Origin of the sequence: Cellulomonas sp. NPDC057328 (genome assembly GCF_042667215.1) — a bacterium.
In the GTDB taxonomy this organism is placed as follows: Bacteria; Actinomycetota; Actinomycetes; order Actinomycetales; family Cellulomonadaceae; genus Cellulomonas.
In genome coordinates, this window is the sequence record NZ_JBHUZW010000001.1 from 21,997 (window position 1) to 37,388 (window position 15,392).

The 15,392-nt window shown below is 77.9% G+C and carries 18 protein-coding genes; 10 read left to right on the forward strand and 8 right to left on the reverse strand.

The window, feature by feature from the left end; translation table 11 throughout:
- Position 1: 1 nt before the first annotated feature.
- Positions 2-343 (reverse strand): hypothetical protein, encoded by a 342-nt coding sequence (locus tag ACFUMH_RS00100; protein ID WP_378198430.1) that lies wholly within the window; start codon positions 341-343, stop codon positions 2-4.
- Between the two features lie 328 nt (positions 344-671).
- Here ACFUMH_RS00100 and ACFUMH_RS00105 point away from each other — a divergent pair, with 328 nt between their 5' ends.
- From ACFUMH_RS00105 to ACFUMH_RS00120, 4 genes are all read left to right on the forward strand, one after another.
- On the forward strand, positions 672-1,700 hold the full coding sequence (locus ACFUMH_RS00105; RefSeq protein ID WP_378198433.1) for a peptidoglycan-binding protein: 1,029 nt from the start codon (positions 672-674) through the stop codon (positions 1,698-1,700).
- Positions 1,701-1,726: 26 nt separating this feature from the next.
- Positions 1,727-2,344, forward strand: a complete 618-nt coding sequence (locus ACFUMH_RS00110) for an ABC transporter ATP-binding protein (protein WP_378198437.1) — start codon at positions 1,727-1,729, stop codon at positions 2,342-2,344.
- The gene (locus tag ACFUMH_RS00115; protein ID WP_378198440.1) at positions 2,341-3,402 is read left to right on the forward strand and encodes a hypothetical protein; all 1,062 of its coding nucleotides are present in this window, start codon (positions 2,341-2,343) and stop codon (positions 3,400-3,402) included. The genes ACFUMH_RS00110 and ACFUMH_RS00115 overlap by 4 nt, the downstream gene beginning before the upstream one ends.
- 81 nt (positions 3,403-3,483) lie before the next feature.
- The gene (locus ACFUMH_RS00120; protein ID WP_378198443.1) at positions 3,484-3,858 is read left to right on the forward strand and encodes a phage holin family protein; all 375 of its coding nucleotides are present in this window, start codon (positions 3,484-3,486) and stop codon (positions 3,856-3,858) included.
- On the opposite strand, the gene ACFUMH_RS00125 is transcribed toward ACFUMH_RS00120, so the two are convergent.
- From ACFUMH_RS00125 to ACFUMH_RS00155, 7 genes are all read right to left on the reverse strand, one after another.
- On the reverse strand, positions 3,842-5,440 hold the full coding sequence (locus ACFUMH_RS00125) for a hypothetical protein (RefSeq protein WP_378198446.1): 1,599 nt from the start codon (positions 5,438-5,440) through the stop codon (positions 3,842-3,844). The genes ACFUMH_RS00120 and ACFUMH_RS00125 overlap by 17 nt on opposite strands.
- The gene (locus ACFUMH_RS00130; protein ID WP_378198449.1) at positions 5,437-5,697 is read right to left on the reverse strand and encodes a hypothetical protein; all 261 of its coding nucleotides are present in this window, start codon (positions 5,695-5,697) and stop codon (positions 5,437-5,439) included. The genes ACFUMH_RS00125 and ACFUMH_RS00130 overlap by 4 nt, the downstream gene beginning before the upstream one ends.
- Before the next feature lie 161 nt (positions 5,698-5,858).
- Complete coding sequence (locus tag ACFUMH_RS00135; protein ID WP_378198452.1) at positions 5,859-6,539, reverse strand: hypothetical protein; 681 nt, start codon at positions 6,537-6,539, stop codon at positions 5,859-5,861.
- Positions 6,536-7,882, reverse strand: coding sequence for a DUF58 domain-containing protein (locus ACFUMH_RS00140; protein ID WP_378198456.1), 1,347 nt, complete (start codon positions 7,880-7,882; stop codon positions 6,536-6,538). The genes ACFUMH_RS00135 and ACFUMH_RS00140 overlap by 4 nt, the downstream gene beginning before the upstream one ends.
- A complete protein-coding gene (locus ACFUMH_RS00145; protein WP_378198459.1) occupies positions 7,879-8,889 on the reverse strand; it encodes an AAA family ATPase in 1,011 nt (336 codons plus the stop codon). The genes ACFUMH_RS00140 and ACFUMH_RS00145 overlap by 4 nt, the downstream gene beginning before the upstream one ends.
- A complete protein-coding gene (locus ACFUMH_RS00150) occupies positions 8,886-9,443 on the reverse strand; it encodes a hypothetical protein (protein WP_378198462.1) in 558 nt (185 codons plus the stop codon). The genes ACFUMH_RS00145 and ACFUMH_RS00150 overlap by 4 nt, the downstream gene beginning before the upstream one ends.
- Positions 9,440-10,297, reverse strand: coding sequence for a DUF4129 domain-containing protein (locus ACFUMH_RS00155; RefSeq protein ID WP_378198465.1), 858 nt, complete (start codon positions 10,295-10,297; stop codon positions 9,440-9,442). Before ACFUMH_RS00155 ends, ACFUMH_RS00150 begins: the two co-directional genes overlap by 4 nt.
- A gap of 194 nt (positions 10,298-10,491) precedes the next feature.
- Between ACFUMH_RS00155 and ACFUMH_RS00160 the strand changes: the two genes are divergently transcribed.
- The 6 genes from ACFUMH_RS00160 to ACFUMH_RS00185 all read left to right on the forward strand — a co-directional run bounded on the left by ACFUMH_RS00160 (position 10,492) and on the right by ACFUMH_RS00185 (position 15,243).
- On the forward strand, positions 10,492-11,334 hold the full coding sequence (locus ACFUMH_RS00160; protein ID WP_378198468.1) for a DUF2243 domain-containing protein: 843 nt from the start codon (positions 10,492-10,494) through the stop codon (positions 11,332-11,334).
- A 64-nt stretch (positions 11,335-11,398) separates the two neighbouring features.
- Positions 11,399-12,265, forward strand: a complete 867-nt coding sequence (locus ACFUMH_RS00165; protein WP_378198471.1) for a cytochrome c oxidase assembly protein — start codon at positions 11,399-11,401, stop codon at positions 12,263-12,265.
- Between the two features lie 274 nt (positions 12,266-12,539).
- On the forward strand, positions 12,540-12,890 hold the full coding sequence (locus tag ACFUMH_RS00170) for a hypothetical protein (protein WP_378198474.1): 351 nt from the start codon (positions 12,540-12,542) through the stop codon (positions 12,888-12,890).
- 23 nt (positions 12,891-12,913) lie between these two features.
- Positions 12,914-13,168, forward strand: a complete 255-nt coding sequence (locus ACFUMH_RS00175) for a hypothetical protein (protein WP_378198477.1) — start codon at positions 12,914-12,916, stop codon at positions 13,166-13,168.
- Positions 13,169-13,579: 411 nt separating this feature from the next.
- Entirely contained in the window at positions 13,580-14,068 is a 489-nt protein-coding gene (locus ACFUMH_RS00180) for a M15 family metallopeptidase (protein WP_378198480.1), read from the forward strand.
- A 47-nt stretch (positions 14,069-14,115) separates the two neighbouring features.
- Positions 14,116-15,243, forward strand: a complete 1,128-nt coding sequence (locus ACFUMH_RS00185) for a class I SAM-dependent methyltransferase (protein ID WP_378198483.1) — start codon at positions 14,116-14,118, stop codon at positions 15,241-15,243.
- The last annotated feature ends 149 nt before the right edge of the window (positions 15,244-15,392 follow it).

A 15,392-nucleotide genomic window follows, 5' to 3' on the forward strand; every position in this document is an offset into this window, starting at 1 on the left:
GTCAGAAGGCCGCGTACCCGGACCACGTGCCGCTGGAGTTGGACCCGCGACCGGCGTAGCCGACCACCATGAGCGACGGGGACGTCACCTCGGAGAAGTGGCCGCTGATGGGCCCGGTGTACGAGCGGACCGTGCCGCCGCTGTCGCGCGCCTGGACGCGCACCTGCACGCGCCAGCACGACTGGTTCGAGACGCGGGCGTACGTCCCGCTCTTCGTGGTGGCCATGGAGCACGTGGGCCCCCCGGACGGGGTCACGGTGAGCGCCTGCGCACCGGTCCCCAGCAGCGTCGCAGCGAGCGTGAGCGCACCCACGGCCGCACCGATCCTCCATCGCCTCGACATGGTCGATCTCCTTTGATCGTGACGGTGCACCGGGCCGGGTGGCCCGGTGCGGACGTCCGCCCCGGGACGAGCGCACGGGCATCGCAGCAGAGCGACACACGGGCTGTCAACGGCCGATACTTGCGAGTCATGGTGAAACGTGAAAGCTCGCGTCGGGACGAGATTTGACCCGGTGGAACCCGGGTCGCGCGGCACCCGGCTGCGCTACCGTGTCGCGCCCGCGCACACCGGAGTCGCGAGGACGGCGAGACTTTCGCACCCTCGGCGACGCCTTGCACCCCTCGGAGGCACCGTGCCCCAACGTCCTCGCGGTGGACGGACCACCGCCGTGGCGTCGGTCGCCCTCGGCGCCGTCGCGCTGCTCGCGGCGGGCGGCGTGACCGGGGCCGTCCTCGCGCCCGAGCGCGCCCCCACGACCCTCGTCGGCACCTCCGCGCCGGCACGCGTGCCGGTCGGGCACGAGCGGTTCGACGACGCCCGCACGGTCACGGTCGCGGTCGAGCGCAGCCCCAGCACGCCGCTGACCGTCCGCGACGAAGGCCTCGTGACCCGGTCGGCGTGCGCACCGGGCACCGTGCTCGCGTCGGGCACGAGCCCGTTCACCGTGGACGACCGCCCCGTCGTCGCGCTCGCCACGTCGCAGCCGCTGTGGCGGGACCTCGGCGCCGGTGCGCGCGGTCCGGACGTCACGGCGCTGCAGGAGGAGCTGGCGCGCCTGGGCCACCCGGTGCGTGCCGACGGCACGTACGGGCGCGCGACGGCCGCCGCGGTCACGTCGCTCCTGCGGGGCCTCGGCGTGGACCGGCCGACCGGCGCGCTCGCGGCACGCTCGGTGCTGTGGCTGCCTGCGCCGCAGGTGACGGTCGGCGAGTGCGCGGTCGGGCCGGGGCAGACGGTGGGCACGGAACCGGTCGCCACGACCGCCGCCGCGGTGACGGCCCTGACGCTCACCGAGCAGCCCGCGGGCCTCGTGCCGGGCGACCGGGTCGTGCGCAGCAACGGCGCGCAGGCGCCCGTCGGCGCGGACGGCCGCGTCACCGACCCCGCGCTGGTCGCGGCGTTCACCGCCTCGCCGGAGTGGCGGCACGCCCAGGACGGGAGCGGGCAGGACCCCCAGCAGACGGCGAGCCCGGCGGCGACCGTCGAGCACGCCCTCGCGACGCCGGTCGACGCGCACGTCGTCCCGCCGTCCGCCGTGTACGACCTGGCGGACGAGCGCGGTTGCGTGCTCGGCGACGCGGGCCCCGTCGCCGTGCGCGTGGTGGCGTCCTCGCTCGGCACCACGCTCGTCGTGGCGGAGGACGCGGTGCCCGCGCACGTGCAGGCACCGCCGGCCGAGACCCCGCCGTGCCGGTGACGTCGGCGCCCGGCGACGTCCCGGTCGTGCGCACCCACGGGCTCACGCACGCGTTCCCCGGGTCCGCGCCGCTCTTCGTGGAGCTCGACGTCGAGCTGCACGCGGGCGACGTGGTCGGCCTGGTCGGGCCGTCGGGCTCCGGGAAGTCGACGCTCCTGTCGCTGCTGGCGGGCTGGCTGCGCCCCACGGCCGGTCGGGTCGAGCGGCAGGGCGTCGCGCACACCGGGTGGGTCTTCCAGAACCCGCACGGCGTCCCGCGGCGCACGGCGCTGGACCACGTCGTGCTGCCGCTCCTCGCGCGCGGTGCCCGCCGGCGCGACGCCGAGGGCGAGGCCGGTCGCGTGCTCGAGCGCTTCGGCCTCGCCGCCGTCGCGGACCGTCCGTTCCGCGCCCTCTCCGGCGGGGAGGCGCAGCGGCTCATGCTCGCCCGCGCCGTGGCGACCGGCTCCGACCTGCTCCTGGTCGACGAGCCGACCGCCCAGCTGGACCTGCGCACCGCCGCCACCGTCAACGACGTGCTGTCGGCGGTGGCGCAGGACGACGCGATCGTGGTCGTCGCCACCCACGACCCGCGCACGCGGGACGCCTGCACGCGGGTCGTGGACCTCGCCGACTTCCAGACGCCCGCACCGGAGGCGCCGTGAGGGTCTCCTCGGTGCTGTCGGAGGCGTGGCGGGACCTGGTCACGGGCACCACGCGTGCCGCCACGCTGGCCCTCGTGCTCGCGGTCGGCGCGGGCGCCCTCGCCGTGCTCGACGCACGCGCCACCGTCGACGTGCTGCGGCACGCCGCGGACTTCCGCGCCGCTGGTGCCTCGACGTGGGTCCTGGAGGACCGGGCGAACGTGGACGGTGCCCGCTGCGACGGCCTCACGGGCGTCGCCGGCATGCGCGCCGGCGCCGTGCGCCAGGGCGACGGGCTGCGCGCACGGGCGCTGCCGTCATCGCTGCTCACCGTGTGGGAGGTCACGCCCGGGCTGCTCGGCGCGGCCCTGGGACGCCCGGTCGACGCCGGCCCCGGCCTGTGGCTGTCGGTGGACCTGGCCGAGACACTCGGCGTGACGGCGGGCGGCACGCTGGCGACGACGAGCGGCGACGCCCGCGTCGCGGGCACCTACACCTGGCCGGACGACGGTCGTGCACGGTCGCTCGGCTACGCGGTGGTCGCACCGGTCGCCGCCACGGGCACCTTCGACGCGTGCTGGGCGCACACGTGGCCGCCCGACGCGGACACGGCCGCGCTGCTGCACTTCACCACCGGGTCGGCCACGACGTCCCAGCCGTCGCTGCGGCAGCTCAACGCCAGCCTCGGCGAGCAGATGGACGTGCCCGGCCTGCTGGCCGCGCGCGTGACCCGCTGGGCGCCGGCCGCGGCGACCGTGCTCGGGCTCGCGCTCGGCTGGGTCGGCGTGCGCGCGCGGAGACTGCAGGTGGCGGCGGCCCTGCACGCGCGCGTCCCGCGCGCGCACCTCGCGTGGCAGCTCCTCGTCGAGGCGGCAGGCTGGGTCGCCGTCGCCGCCGTGGTCGCCGCCGCGGCGTGCGGCTGGGCCGCGGCCGCGGGCAACCCCGACCCCGGCGGTGGGGTGTGGCTCGGTGCCCTGCGCACCGTCGGTGCGGGCTGCGGCGCCGCCCTCCTCGGCACGCTCACGGCCGCCGTCACCACGCGGGAGCGGCACCTGTTCCGGTACTTCAAGGACCGCTGAGCCGCCCGGAGGGTCCGCCGCGCACCACCGGCGTCCGGCGACGCACGCCCCGGACGTGGCCGCCGGTGGCAGGATCGACGCATGGGATTCGTCGTGCGTGTCCTCATCAACGGTGTCGCGATCTGGCTCGCGACCCTCCTGCTGCCGGGGCTGGAGGTGCTCGGCGGCGGCTCCACGGCCGGCCGGATCGGCGTGATCCTGCTCGTGGCGCTCGTGTTCGGCCTGGTCAACGCGATCGTGAAGCCGATCGTCGCCCTGATCTCGCTGCCGCTGTACATCCTCACGCTGGGGCTGTTCACGCTCGTCGTGAACGCGCTCATGCTCATGCTCACCGCGTGGATCACCGAGCGCGCCGACTGGGGGCTGCGCGTCGACGGCTTCGGCACCGCCGTGGTCGGGGCGCTCATCGTGTCGGTGGTCAGCTTCGTGCTCTCGGCGGTCACGAAGCGCGACTGACGTCGGCCGGCGCGGGCAGCGCCGGCGGGACGAGGAGTGGTGGCGGTCCGAGCACGGGCGGCGGTCCGAGCGCAGGTGCTGGTCCCAGCACGGGTGCGCGGTCGGGCGCGGGTGCCGGTCCGAGCACGGGCCCCGGCCCCGGCCCCGGCGCCGGTCCGGGCACGAGCGGCGCCGGTTCCGGCGTCGTCGCGACCCACTGCGTCGTCGTCGCACGCCCGCCCGACGCCCCGCCGAGCACGTCCGCGAGCGCACGCCGCACCCGCTCGCCCGCCGGGGCGGCGGCGAGCGCCGCGTCCGCCGCCTGCGCCGTGCGCACGTACCCGTGCACGCCGTGCGCGGCGAACGGCACCTCCGGCCGGCTCCGGCCGTCGACGACGACGAGGTCCGCGCCGCCGCGGCGGGAGTCGGGCTCGCCGTCGAGCGACGGGACGCCGTCCTTGTCGTCCACGAGCGCGACGTGCGCGACGCCCGGCGGCAGGGCCCGCGGCACGTCGGGCGACCCGGCGGTGACGACGGCGCGGACCGCGTAGGTGCCCGTGGCCGCGACGGTCGCCGCGACCATGCCGCCCTGCGAGTGCCCGACGAGCAGCACCGGCTCGTCCCGCCCGACGCCCGCACCGGCCATCGCGGCGAGCACCGCCTGCGACATCGCGTCCGGCTGTCCCGCGACCAGGTGCGCGTTCGTGCCGTTGTGCGTCGGCGACCGACCGGTCAGGCCGGCGGACTGCGTGCCGGGGACCGCCACGACCCAGGACGCCGTGCCGTCCGCCCGCGGGAGCCGCTGCACCGTGATGGTGGCCTCCGGGACGTCGGCGCGGCCATGCCCGTACGACGCCACGACGAGGTCGAGGGCGTCGCCGAGGTCGCGCACGCGGCGGTGCAGGAGCGGCCCCACGAGCGGCACCACGACGGGCGGACGCGCCGGGAACCAGCCCCCGGCCAGGCCGGCCAGGTCGTGCACCGGCCGCCCGCCGCGCAGCCAGGGCGGCAGGCCGGCGGCGAGCGCGCCCGCGAGGAACGCGACGGCGTCCGCCGTGCCGGGTCCGTCCAGCAGGCGCGCCGGCACGGACCGCAGCCCCTCGAGCGTCGCCTCGACCGGCGGCGGGCCGCCCTGGGTCCGGAGCAGCACGTTACGGACCCAGTCGCGCAGCACCTGGTCGAGCACCCACACGGTGCCGGTGGACAGGAGCAGCGGTACCGCGGCCGGCCCGGCGGCGGCCACGACCCCACCGGCGACGCCGAGCCCGGACCGCGCCGCCCGGGCGGCGTCGGACTCCGCGCCCGCGTACCCCTGCGCGGCGCGCAGCAGGCCGTCCGCGAGCGCGCGGAGGTCGTCGGCGAGCCGGTGCGGCGCGTACCAGGCCGTGCGTACGTCCCGCAGCGCGTGGTCGAGGGCGGCCGTCTCGGGCGAGCCCGGCAGGGTGGCGACCTCGTACGTCACGGTCGCGAGGTCCGTCGCGGCGGCGTCGAGGCGCTCGGCGGCGGCACGCAGGCGGGCCGCCGCCGCGGCCAGGCCGTCGGGGTCCACGGTCGTGGTGCCCGTGGAGGTGACGTGGACGACCGTGCCGTCGGCGCGCGTCACCGCGCACCGCCTGCGTACGCGCGCGTGACGTCACGGCACACCGCCGCCTCGCGCGCCGCGACGACGTAGGCGTCGACGTCGTCGAGCGCCGCCGTGACGGCCCGCAGGGCGTGCTCCAGGTCGTCGCGCCGGTGCGCCGCGGCGTCGGCCGCGCGGCCCCGCCACCAGAGGTCGTCGAGGACGGCGAGGGCGGTGCGCGTCGCGGCGACGTCCGCGCGGGCCGCGTCGACGAGCGCCTGGATGCGGGAGGTGGCCATGCCGCGACGCTAGGCAGGCGCCGGCTCCGGCCGGCTGCGCGGCGGCCGTCCCTGCGGAGGGCGGCAACCGGTGGCGGGGCTGTGGTCGGGCGGGCGCACGGCGTGACGCCTCGGTCGCCCGGCGCGACGCGTCGGTCGCCTGGCGCGCCGGGCGCGGCGCCTCAGTCGTCCGCCACCTCCCGGCGCCACCACGGCTCGTCCGGGCGCACCAGCACCACGGCGGCCACGAGCGCGGCGGCGACCGCACCGGCCACCCGCCACACGTCCCCGCCCGTGGCACCGCCCGCGACGGCCGTCGCGACGAGCGCCAGCACCTGGGCCCCCGCCTGCGCGACGAGCGCCGCCGGCGCGGCGTCGCGCAGCACCGCGAGCTCGACGCGCGTGCGCCACCCCGTCCGCGCCGCGAGGGCCGTCAGCCACAGCAGCGCGTGCAGCAGCAGGACGAGCAGCGCGAGCCGCGACACCTCGGGGGGGCCGACGACGAGGACACGCACGCCCACGCCCAGCACGAGCAGCGCCGCGGCGGGCGACCAGGGCCAGACCGCCGGCGCCGCGCCCACGAGCGCGAGCAGCACCACCCCGGCGCCCACACCGGCGCCCGGCTCGCCCCCCGCCCCGGCGCCCGGCTCCGCGGCACCGGAACCACCCAGGGCGACCAGCACGGCGGCGACGCCGACGGCCGCGAGCACCCCGCGCAGCACGACGGCGTGCACGGCGGGGCCTGTGCGCAGCACCACGTGCGGTGCGGCCGGGCGCGCGCCGCCGGCACCGGGACGCCCCCGGGCGACGACCCGGCGCACCCGGTCGGCGGCACGCCGCACCCCCTCGAGCGCGGGCGTCACGCCGGCACCCCTGCACCCGGCCGGCGCTGCGCCCGCCGCGCGAGGGTCTGCAGCGCCACGGCCGGTGCCTCGCGCCACGTCACGAGCTCGACGTCGTGGTCGGTCAGCGCCGCGAGCCGGTCGGCGCGGGCGACCTGCACGATGCGCAGCGCGATGTGCTCACGGGCGCCGAGGTGCCGGGTCCGGACCTGCGGCAGCACGTCGACCGCCACGACCCGGTGCCCCGCGCGCCGCGACTGCTCGGCGACCACGGCCGCCTCGTCGTCGAGGAACGTGGAGAACAGCACGACGAGGGCGCCCGACGGCACGCGCGGCGGACGCAGCCGCGTGGCCGGCTCGCCCTCCGGGTGCGTGAGGGCGAGCGCGTGGCGGATCCGGTCGAGCTGGCGGCGACCGCCACCGGGCGGCAGGGGCCGACGGCGCACGCCGAGGTCGTCGAGCCCGACGCGGTCGCCGCGGTCGAGGAACGCGCGCGCGACCGCCGACGCGGCCTGCCGGGCTCGGTCGAGCGACGTCGCGTCCTGGGGTCGTGGGGACTGCGAACCGCGCCACGTGATCGGGTCGGGGCCGACGTCGTCGCGGCTGTCGACCACGAGCACGACGACGGCCTCGGCGAGCGCGTGCTCGCGGCGCACCCACAGCTCGCGCAGGTCCGGCGCGCGGCGGGCGGTGACGCGCCAGTCGATGCGGCGCAACCGGTCGCCCGGGGCCCACGGGTGGACGTCGCGCAGGTCGCCACCCTCGCCCGGGCGCGGTGACGGGTGCGCGCCCGTGAGCCCGCGGAGGCGGGGTGGCAGCGGGACGTCGGGCAGCGCACCGGCGGGCGGGAGGACGACCGTGCGCCGCGTGACGGGCCGGGTGGGTTCGGCGACGCTCGCCGCACCGGGGCCGACGCCCTGCACGTGGGCGGTCGCGACCTCCTGCGGGCCGGTCCGCACGGTCCGCGTCTCCACCGCCAGCCGCCGGGTGCCCCGGACCGCCACCAGCACGTCCGTCACCGGCCGGTGGAGGCGCAGCACGTCCACGTTCGCGGCGACCGCGCCCGGGGGCACCGCCACGACCAGCGTGCCGGTCAGGCGGCCCGCACCCGGGACGTCGTCCTCGCCCCGGGCCAGCGTCGCGCGCACGGGCCCCGCGGGGCGGCGCAGCATGTGCCACGCCGCCGCCACCACGGGCCCGGCGCCGAGCACGGCGGCGTCCGGCCGGCCGGCGAACGCACCCACGAGCAGCAGCACCGCGCACGCAGCGGCCCCGAGCGCCACCGACGTCACGGGCATCCAGCGCCCCGCGCCGCCCGGGGTGCCCGGGGTGCCCGGGGTGCCCGGGGTGCCCGTCGACGTCATGCCCGGCGCGCGGTCGTCGGCCCCGGCACCTGCGCGAGGACCTCCTGCACGACCGCCTGCGGCGCGAGGCCCGACGCCCACGCCTGCGGGGTCAGCGACAGGCGGTGCGCGAGCGCGGGCACGGCCACCGCCTTGACGTCCTCGGGCGTCACGAAGTCCCGGCCGTCGAGCACGGCGAGCGAGCGGGAGACCAGCACGAGCGCCTGCGACCCGCGCGGCGACGCGCCGACCTCGACGGCCCGGTGCGCACGCGTGGCCGCGGCGAGGTCCACGCAGTACGCGAGCACGTCCGGGTCGACGGTGACGGCCTCGACGCCGGCCTGCATCGCCACGAGCGTCGACGCGTCGACGACCCGGCCGACCGACGCCTGCTCCTGCCGCCGCTCGAGGCGCCGCGCGAGCACGTCGACCTCCGCGTCGCGCCCGGGGTAGCCGACGGCCAGCCGCACCATGAACCGGTCGAGCTGCGCCTCGGGCAACGGGTACGTGCCCTCGTACTCGACGGGGTTGGACGTCGCCACGACGTGGAACGGGTCCGGCAGCGGGTGCGTGCGCCCGTCCACGCTGACCTGCCGCTCGGCCATCGCCTCGAGCAGCGCGGACTGCGTCTTGGGCGGCGTCCGGTTGATCTCGTCCGCGAGCAGCAGACCGGCGAACACGGGGCCGGGGCGGAACTCGAACGTCGCGGTCGCCGGGTCGAAGACGCTCGACCCCGTGACGTCCGACGGCAGCAGGTCGGGCGTGCACTGCACGCGCCGGAAGTCGAGCCCGAGCGCGGTGGCGAGGCTGCGGGCGGCGAGCGTCTTGCCCAGGCCGGGGACGTCCTCGAACAGCACGTGGCCGCCCGCGAGCACGGCGGCGAGCGCGAGCCGCAGCGGCTCGCGCATGCCGACGACGACCGTCGCGACCTCGTCGAGGACCGCGCTGCCGCGCGCGCTGACGTCCGCGACGGTGAGGGTCGTCGCGGCGGCGCGGGCCGGCGCGGCGGCGGTGGGGGCGTCGGTCATGCGTCGGTCCTCCGGGGGTGGGGATCGGGGTCGGGGGTGCCGGCGGCCGCGTGCGGGGCCGGGGCGGGATCGGGGCCGAGGCGCTCGAGCGCCGCCACGGTGTGCGCGACGTCGGACGCGGACGGCAGGGGGTGGGACGTGCGGGTGAGGGTCGCGCGGGCACGGGCGCCCAGCAGTCGCTCCACGTCGGGCAGGGTGCCGGGGTCGGCGAGGTCGACACCGTGCCGCGCGAGCCGGCACGCGGCGACCTCCCGCAGGCGCCGCAGCACCCGCTCGCCGGCGCGTCCGTCCCGGCCCACCATCGTCCACGCGAGCTCCAGCACCTCGCCCCGCGTCCCGTCGCGGGCGGCGGACCGGTGCCGCTCGCGCACCGGCTCCGGGGTCAGGTCGACGCGCTCGACGACGGCGGTCAGGGCGGCAGCGCCCAGCGCGACGACGACCGCGGACCGCACGTCCAGCCCGAACGCCAGGAGCAGGGTCGCCGCCGCAGCCAGCACGACCACCGGCCGCTTGAGCCGCGCGGTCAGGACGCGCACGACCTGCCCGGCCGTCACGGCGTGCCGCCCGGGTCGGCGGGAGGTGCTGTGCCCGCGCGGCCGTCCCCGCCCGCCTCCTGCTCCCCCGCGGCGTCCGCCCGCCGCGCCAGCCCCGTCCCGACGACGTCGAGCAGCTCGCGCGCACGGCGGACGTCGGCGGCCGTGACGGGGTGCGCCCCGAACCGTGCGGTCAGGTAGAGCGCGAGCAGCGCACGCGTCGCGTCGGGGTCGGCGCGCGTGCGGTCGAGGACGTCGAGCGTGAACTCCGTCGCCGTCTGGGCGCGGTCGCGCACCACGCCGGTCGACGCGGCGGCCTCCTCGACGGCGACCCACGCCGCGACGACGGCGTCGCCCGGCGGCACGTCGTCGGCCAGCGCGCGCGACGCGGACCGCACACCCGCGCGCATCGCGGCGACCACCTGCATGTCCCCCACGTCGGCCGCCGTGCCCGGCGCGTCGGCGTCCCCGGGCGGCGGCGGCGTCCACCACCGGCGGCGGCGCAGCCACCTCGCGACGAGCGCCAGCACGGCGGCGACGGCGAGCACGACCAGCACCACGGTGACGGTGCGCAGCCACGCGGGCGGGTCGCCGGGCTCCGTGACCGGGCGGTCGACGCCGGCCGGCGGCGGGGACGGCGGGGGCGGCGCGGAGAACGTCGGCAGGTCCGGCGGCTCGACCTGGCGGCCGCCGAGCTGGACGGGGCCCGCCAGAGCGCCCGCCAGCACGGCGACCACGACGAGGACGGCCGCGGCCGCGGTGAGGACGACGGCCCGGTCGCGCGCGGACGCCACGGCGCGGTCGGGCCCGGCGGGTGCCGCGGGACGGGCAGGGGGCGGCACCTCCGGTCGCGGCGTGCGCTGCGTCGTCGGCACCGGCCTCCCCCTCGTCGTCGGTGCGGGCGCGGCCAGGCTAGTGGGCGCGCGCGGCCGCCGGGGGCTCGTCCACAGGTGGCTCGGCCGTCCGGGCGACCGTCGGCGCACCTCCACCCGGTCTGCCCGGACGGGCAGCCGTCTCGACGCGCACGTCCGCACCGTCCGGGGTAGGCAGGGCCGTGGGGAGGGAGCACATGGCGGAGGCACGGGACGGGACGGGCGAGCGCGGGCGGTCGGTCGGCGCGGCGGCGCTGGTCGGGGTCGGGCTCATGGCGGCGGTGGACGAGATCGTCTTCCACCAGGTGCTGGGGTGGCACCACTTCTACGACCGCTCGACGCCCGACGTCGCGCTGCTCTCGGACGGCCTGCTGCACGCCGCGGAGCTGGTCGTGCTCGTGGCAGGCGCGTTCCTGCTCGCCGACCTGCTGCGGCGGCGCGCGCTCGTGCCGGTCGCCGCGTGGGCGGGCGGGCTGCTCGGCGCGGGCGGGTTCCAGCTCGTCGACGGGCTGGTCAACCACAAGGTGCTGCGCCTGCACCAGGTGCGGTACGACGTCGAGCTGCTGCCGTACGACCTCGCGTGGAACGGGTTCGCCGTCGCGCTGCTGGTCGCCGGGCTGGTGCTGCTGCTGCGGTCGCGGCGTCGCGCGGCGACCGGGAGCGATGACGGGTTGGGCGACGACGGGCCGGGCGACGGGACGCGGGCGCGGGCCGACGCGCGTGCGGCCGGCGGGCGGGAGACGGGCGGCCGACGCGCGGCGGGCGCCCACGCCGCCGAGGGACCGGCCCGGGGCACGGGCCGTACGCACGCCGCCGAGCGTCCCGCGCGGCCGGCGGTGCGCGCACGGGTCGAGGAGCCGCCGGCCACACCGCCCCGCGGGCGGCGCCGCGCGCCGGGCCCGGCCACCGGCGCGATGCCGCTCGTGCCGCCCACGACACCCGGGGCAGCCGAGGCGCCCGAGGCACCCGGGTCGCCTGCCGACGCCCCCCGGCGACGCCGCGACGACCGCCCGTCCGGCCGGCGGGCCGCGGACCCGTGAGCGCCCACGGGCGTCCGGTCCGCGCGTCGCACGACGCGCTGCCGCACGGACGGCGACGCGGACGGTGACCGGCGTCCTCGCGGCGGTGACGCACCACGGCGGCGCCGGTGGTGCGGCCGGTGCCGCGTGGCCGCAGGTCGTGCTGGTCGCGGCCCTGCTCGCCGTCCCGTACGCGGTCGGCGTCGCGCGGTACCGCGACCGGATGCCACGCGCGTGGCCGCCGTGGCGGACCGCCTCGTGGTGCGCCGGCGCGCTGCTGGTGGGCGTCGCGATGTCGCCCGTGCTGGCCGTCGTGCCCGACCCGGCGGTGCGGCACATGGTCCAGCACCTGCTGCTCGGCATGCTGGCGCCGCTGGGTCTCGTGCTCGCGGCACCGGTGACGCTGCTGCTCGGCGCCGCGTCGCCCCGGGGGCGTCGGGGCGTGGCCACCGTCCTGCACGCGCCCGCGGTCCGCGTGCTGACGCACCCCGTGACGGCGGCGCTGCTGCACGTCGGCGGGCTGCTCGCGCTGTACCTGACGCCGCTGTACGCACGGGCCGCCGCCGACCCGGTCGTCCACGCCGTCGTGCTGGCGCACTTCCTGCTCGCCGGCTGCCTGTTCGCGTGGGCCGTCGCCGGCCCGGACCCGGCGCCGCGGCGGCCGGGCGTCCTGCCGCGGCTGGTCGTGCTCGTCGTCGCGTCCGGCGTGCACGGCGCGCTCGCCAAGTACCTGTACGCGCACGCCGACCGCCTGCCGCCCGGCGGTGGGCACACGGTCGCGCAGGTGGAGGCCGCGGCGCGGTGGATGTACTACGGCGGCGACGTGGCGGAGGTGCTGCTTGCGGTCGCGCTGCTTGCCGGGTGGTACCGGGTGCGCCGGCGGTCACCGGCCCGCACTGCGGTCGGTGGTAGCGGTCAATTCACTGCACATGGTAGTCAGATTCGTGCTTGACGCTCTTTCGCGCTGAGCGCTACGGTCCTCCCGGCCGCACACAGCGGCGTGAATTCACTCAGGCGGCAGAAGAAATGAAGGTCTCGCGACTCGTCAGCCTGTCGGCCGCATCCGTGGTCAGCATCTCCATGATCGTCGGCGTGGGCGCCACCGCGCACGCCGCCCCGCCCGTGCCCGTCGCCAAGCGCACGGTCCTGCACGGCCCGCAGGCGTCCTCGACGCACAGGGGCAGACGGCACAGCTCCTCGAGCTCATCGCCGCGATCCCCGACTCCGTGCTGCTGCAGGGCGACGCGGCGAAGAACGCGTGGATCGCGGAGCGCCTCGTCGCCAGCGGGCTCTCGCCCGTCGCAGTCGCCGAGCTCGACGGCACCGGCGCCGTTCCGGACGGGTTCCTCGAGTGCTCCGGGGCTATCCTGATCCTCATCGGAACAACGGCGATCCCTGCGGCCAAGCTCCTGAGGATCAAGCGGCTCATGGACGACCTCGGCGGGGTGACGACGGCGATCAGGATCATGTGGGGTGCGAGTTTCTCCCACGAGAAGCTTAAGGCCGTGGGCGCAGCGGCGGCGGCTCTCGGAGCCGAACTCCTCGGCATTGCAGCGGTGAAGACCGCCTGCTTCTGAACAATGAAGGGGTGAGTTCCGCCATGAAGAAGCACCTACCGACGGCCGCGTTCTTCGGCCTGATGATCCTTGCGGGCGTCGTGTACTTCGCCGCTGAGAACGTGCTGCTGGCGGCCGCTGTCGCGGCACTGGCCGTGACGATCTGGGGCTTCACGCCGTCCGGATTCGGCCACGTGCCGAAGCGTGGACCGGTCGTCAGCCCGAAGGAGCTCAAGGAGTACCGACGACAGCACCCCGGCGCGACGATCGCCGACGCGATCGAGCACGCCGGTCGGTGAGTCGACAGGTCGTGGTGCCACCCATCGTCGGGCGGCACCACGACTTGTCGCCGGTGTCGAGCCCGATCCCGTCCGGGCGCGAGCGGGGACGCGGACGTGCGCACACTGATCGCGTGACGACGTCGCGATGCCCTCAGCCCGCGGTGCGGGCGTCCGTGCGTCGCTCCTCGCCACCGGCCTCCTGACGGCCGTCGTGGCCCCCGCCGGCGACGACGGCGGTACGGCCCACCCGACGGTCACCACGAGCCCCCCGCCGTGTCGGCGACCGCAGCACCTCGTCCGCTCACCGATGCCGCCCCCGCGGAGGCGCCCGCACCCCCGCCCGCCTACGCGGCCACGGTCGGCCCGATCACGCCCGATCACGCCCGAGCTCGCCGCCCGCTGCAGGCGTCGTAGCGGCCCGGCTGCCCGGTGCCCCTGGGGGAGCTGCGGTACCTGACGGTGACGCACCACGACATGGCCGGCGGCGTCGTGACGGGCGAGCTCGTGGTCCACGCCGACGTCGCCGACGGCCTCGTCGAGGTCTTCCGCACCCTCTTCGACGCCGGCTACCCGATCGCCTCGATGCGGCTCGTCGACGACTTCGGTGCCGACGACGACGCGTCGATGGCCGCCGACAACGCCAGCGCCTTCAACTGCCGGGCCGTCACCGGCGGCACCGGCTGGTCCGAGCACTCCTACGGCCGCGCGATCGACGTCAACCCGGTCGAGAACCCGTACGTGCGGGGCACCACGGTCCTGCCGCCCGCGGGCGCGGCGTTCGTCGACCGGCACGCCGCACCCGGCGTGATCCTCGACGGGGACGTCGTCGTGCAGGCGTTCGCCGCGCACGGGTGGCAGTGGGGCGGGCACTGGACGAGCCCGAAGGACTACCAGCACTTCTCGACGACGGGCCGCTGAGCGCGCGTTGCTAGCGTCGGCCCGGTGACCCGACCCCGGTGCGCCCGATGAGCGACGTCCTCGACCAGCTGCGCCGCCACCCCGACCTCGAGGCGCCGAACCTGTTCGCCGTCGACGCGACCGACCGGCTGGTCCTCGACGAGGCCGCCGACGCGCTCGCGGACGCCGCCGACGGGACCGTCGTCGTCATCGGCGACCGCTACGGCGCGCTGACCCTCGGCGCCGTCGCGAGGCACGGCGTCACCGGCGTCCGCACGCACCAGGACCGGCTGACGGGCGAGCGCGCGCTGCACGCGAACGCCGAGCGGCTGGGGATCGGCGGGTTCACGTCGCACGAGCTCACCCCCGACCTCGTCGCCGGGGCGCGGCTCGTGCTGCTGCAGCTGCCGCGGTCGCTCGACGCGCTCGACGAGATCGCGGCGCTGGTCGCGGACCACGCGGACCCGGCCGTCGTCGTGGTCGCCGGCGGGCGGGTCAAGCACATGACGACCGCGATGAACGACGTGCTGGGCCGGCACCTCGCGGTGGTCGAGGCGCGGCTGGCACGGCAGAAGTCGCGGGTGGTCGTCGCGTCGTCCCCGCGCCCGGCGCAGGACCGGCCGGCGCGGCGGTGGCCGGAGCGCGCGGAGCACCCCGACCTCGGCCTCGTCGTCTGCGCGCACGGCGGCGCGTTCGCGGGCACCGGCGTCGACATCGGGACCCGGGCGCTGCTGGCGCACCTGGACGCCGTCGGGCAGACCACGGGCGCGGCCGTGGACCTCGGCTGCGGCACCGGCGTGCTGGCCGTCGCCCTCGCCCGCCTCCGGCCCAAAGTGGCCGTGACGGCGACCGACGAGTCGGCGGCGGCCGTCGCCTCGGCGGCAGCGACGGTCGACGCGAACGACGTGGCGGACCGCGTCCGCGTCACCCGCGCCGTCGGGACCGAGGGCATCCCCGACGCGAGCGTCGACCTCGTGCTGCTCAACCCGCCGTTCCACGTGGGGGCGACCGTGCACCCCGGCGTCGCCCGCACCCTGTTCGCGGACGCCGCGCGCGTGCTGCGGCCCGGCGGCGAGCTGTGGGCGGTGTGGAACTCGCACCTGCGCTACCGCCCGACGCTCGAGCAGGTCGTCGGGCCGACGCGTCAGCTCGGGCGGGACCCGAAGTTCACGGTGACGGTGTCGACGCGCCGCTGAGCCACCCGGTCGCTCGGGCTCCCCCTCGCAGCGCGTGCTCGCCGTCGTTGCAGCGGCGTGCCCCCAGGACGGTCCCGGAGGCCCGCTCCTCGTGCGCCACCCTCGACGCAGCCACCGTCTCGCACCCGTCCGGCCGTTCTCCGTGTCGG

Excerpts from the sequence above, each read along its gene's own strand:
- ACFUMH_RS00100 (WP_378198430.1), bottom strand. The coding sequence starts at position 343 with ATGTCGAGGCGATGGAGGATCGGTGCGGCCGTGGGTGCGCTCACGCTC.
- ACFUMH_RS00120 (WP_378198443.1), top strand. The coding sequence starts at position 3,484 with ATGGGATTCGTCGTGCGTGTCCTCATCAACGGTGTCGCGATCTGGCTC.
- ACFUMH_RS00130 (WP_378198449.1), bottom strand. The coding sequence starts at position 5,697 with ATGGCCACCTCCCGCATCCAGGCGCTCGTCGACGCGGCCCGCGCGGAC.
- ACFUMH_RS00140 (WP_378198456.1), bottom strand. The coding sequence starts at position 7,882 with ATGACGTCGACGGGCACCCCGGGCACCCCGGGCACCCCGGGCACCCCG.
- ACFUMH_RS00145 (WP_378198459.1), bottom strand. The coding sequence starts at position 8,889 with ATGACCGACGCCCCCACCGCCGCCGCGCCGGCCCGCGCCGCCGCGACG.
- ACFUMH_RS00160 (WP_378198468.1), top strand. The coding sequence starts at position 10,492 with ATGGCGGAGGCACGGGACGGGACGGGCGAGCGCGGGCGGTCGGTCGGC.
- ACFUMH_RS00175 (WP_378198477.1), top strand. The coding sequence starts at position 12,914 with ATGAAGAAGCACCTACCGACGGCCGCGTTCTTCGGCCTGATGATCCTT.
- ACFUMH_RS00185 (WP_378198483.1), top strand. The coding sequence starts at position 14,116 with ATGAGCGACGTCCTCGACCAGCTGCGCCGCCACCCCGACCTCGAGGCG.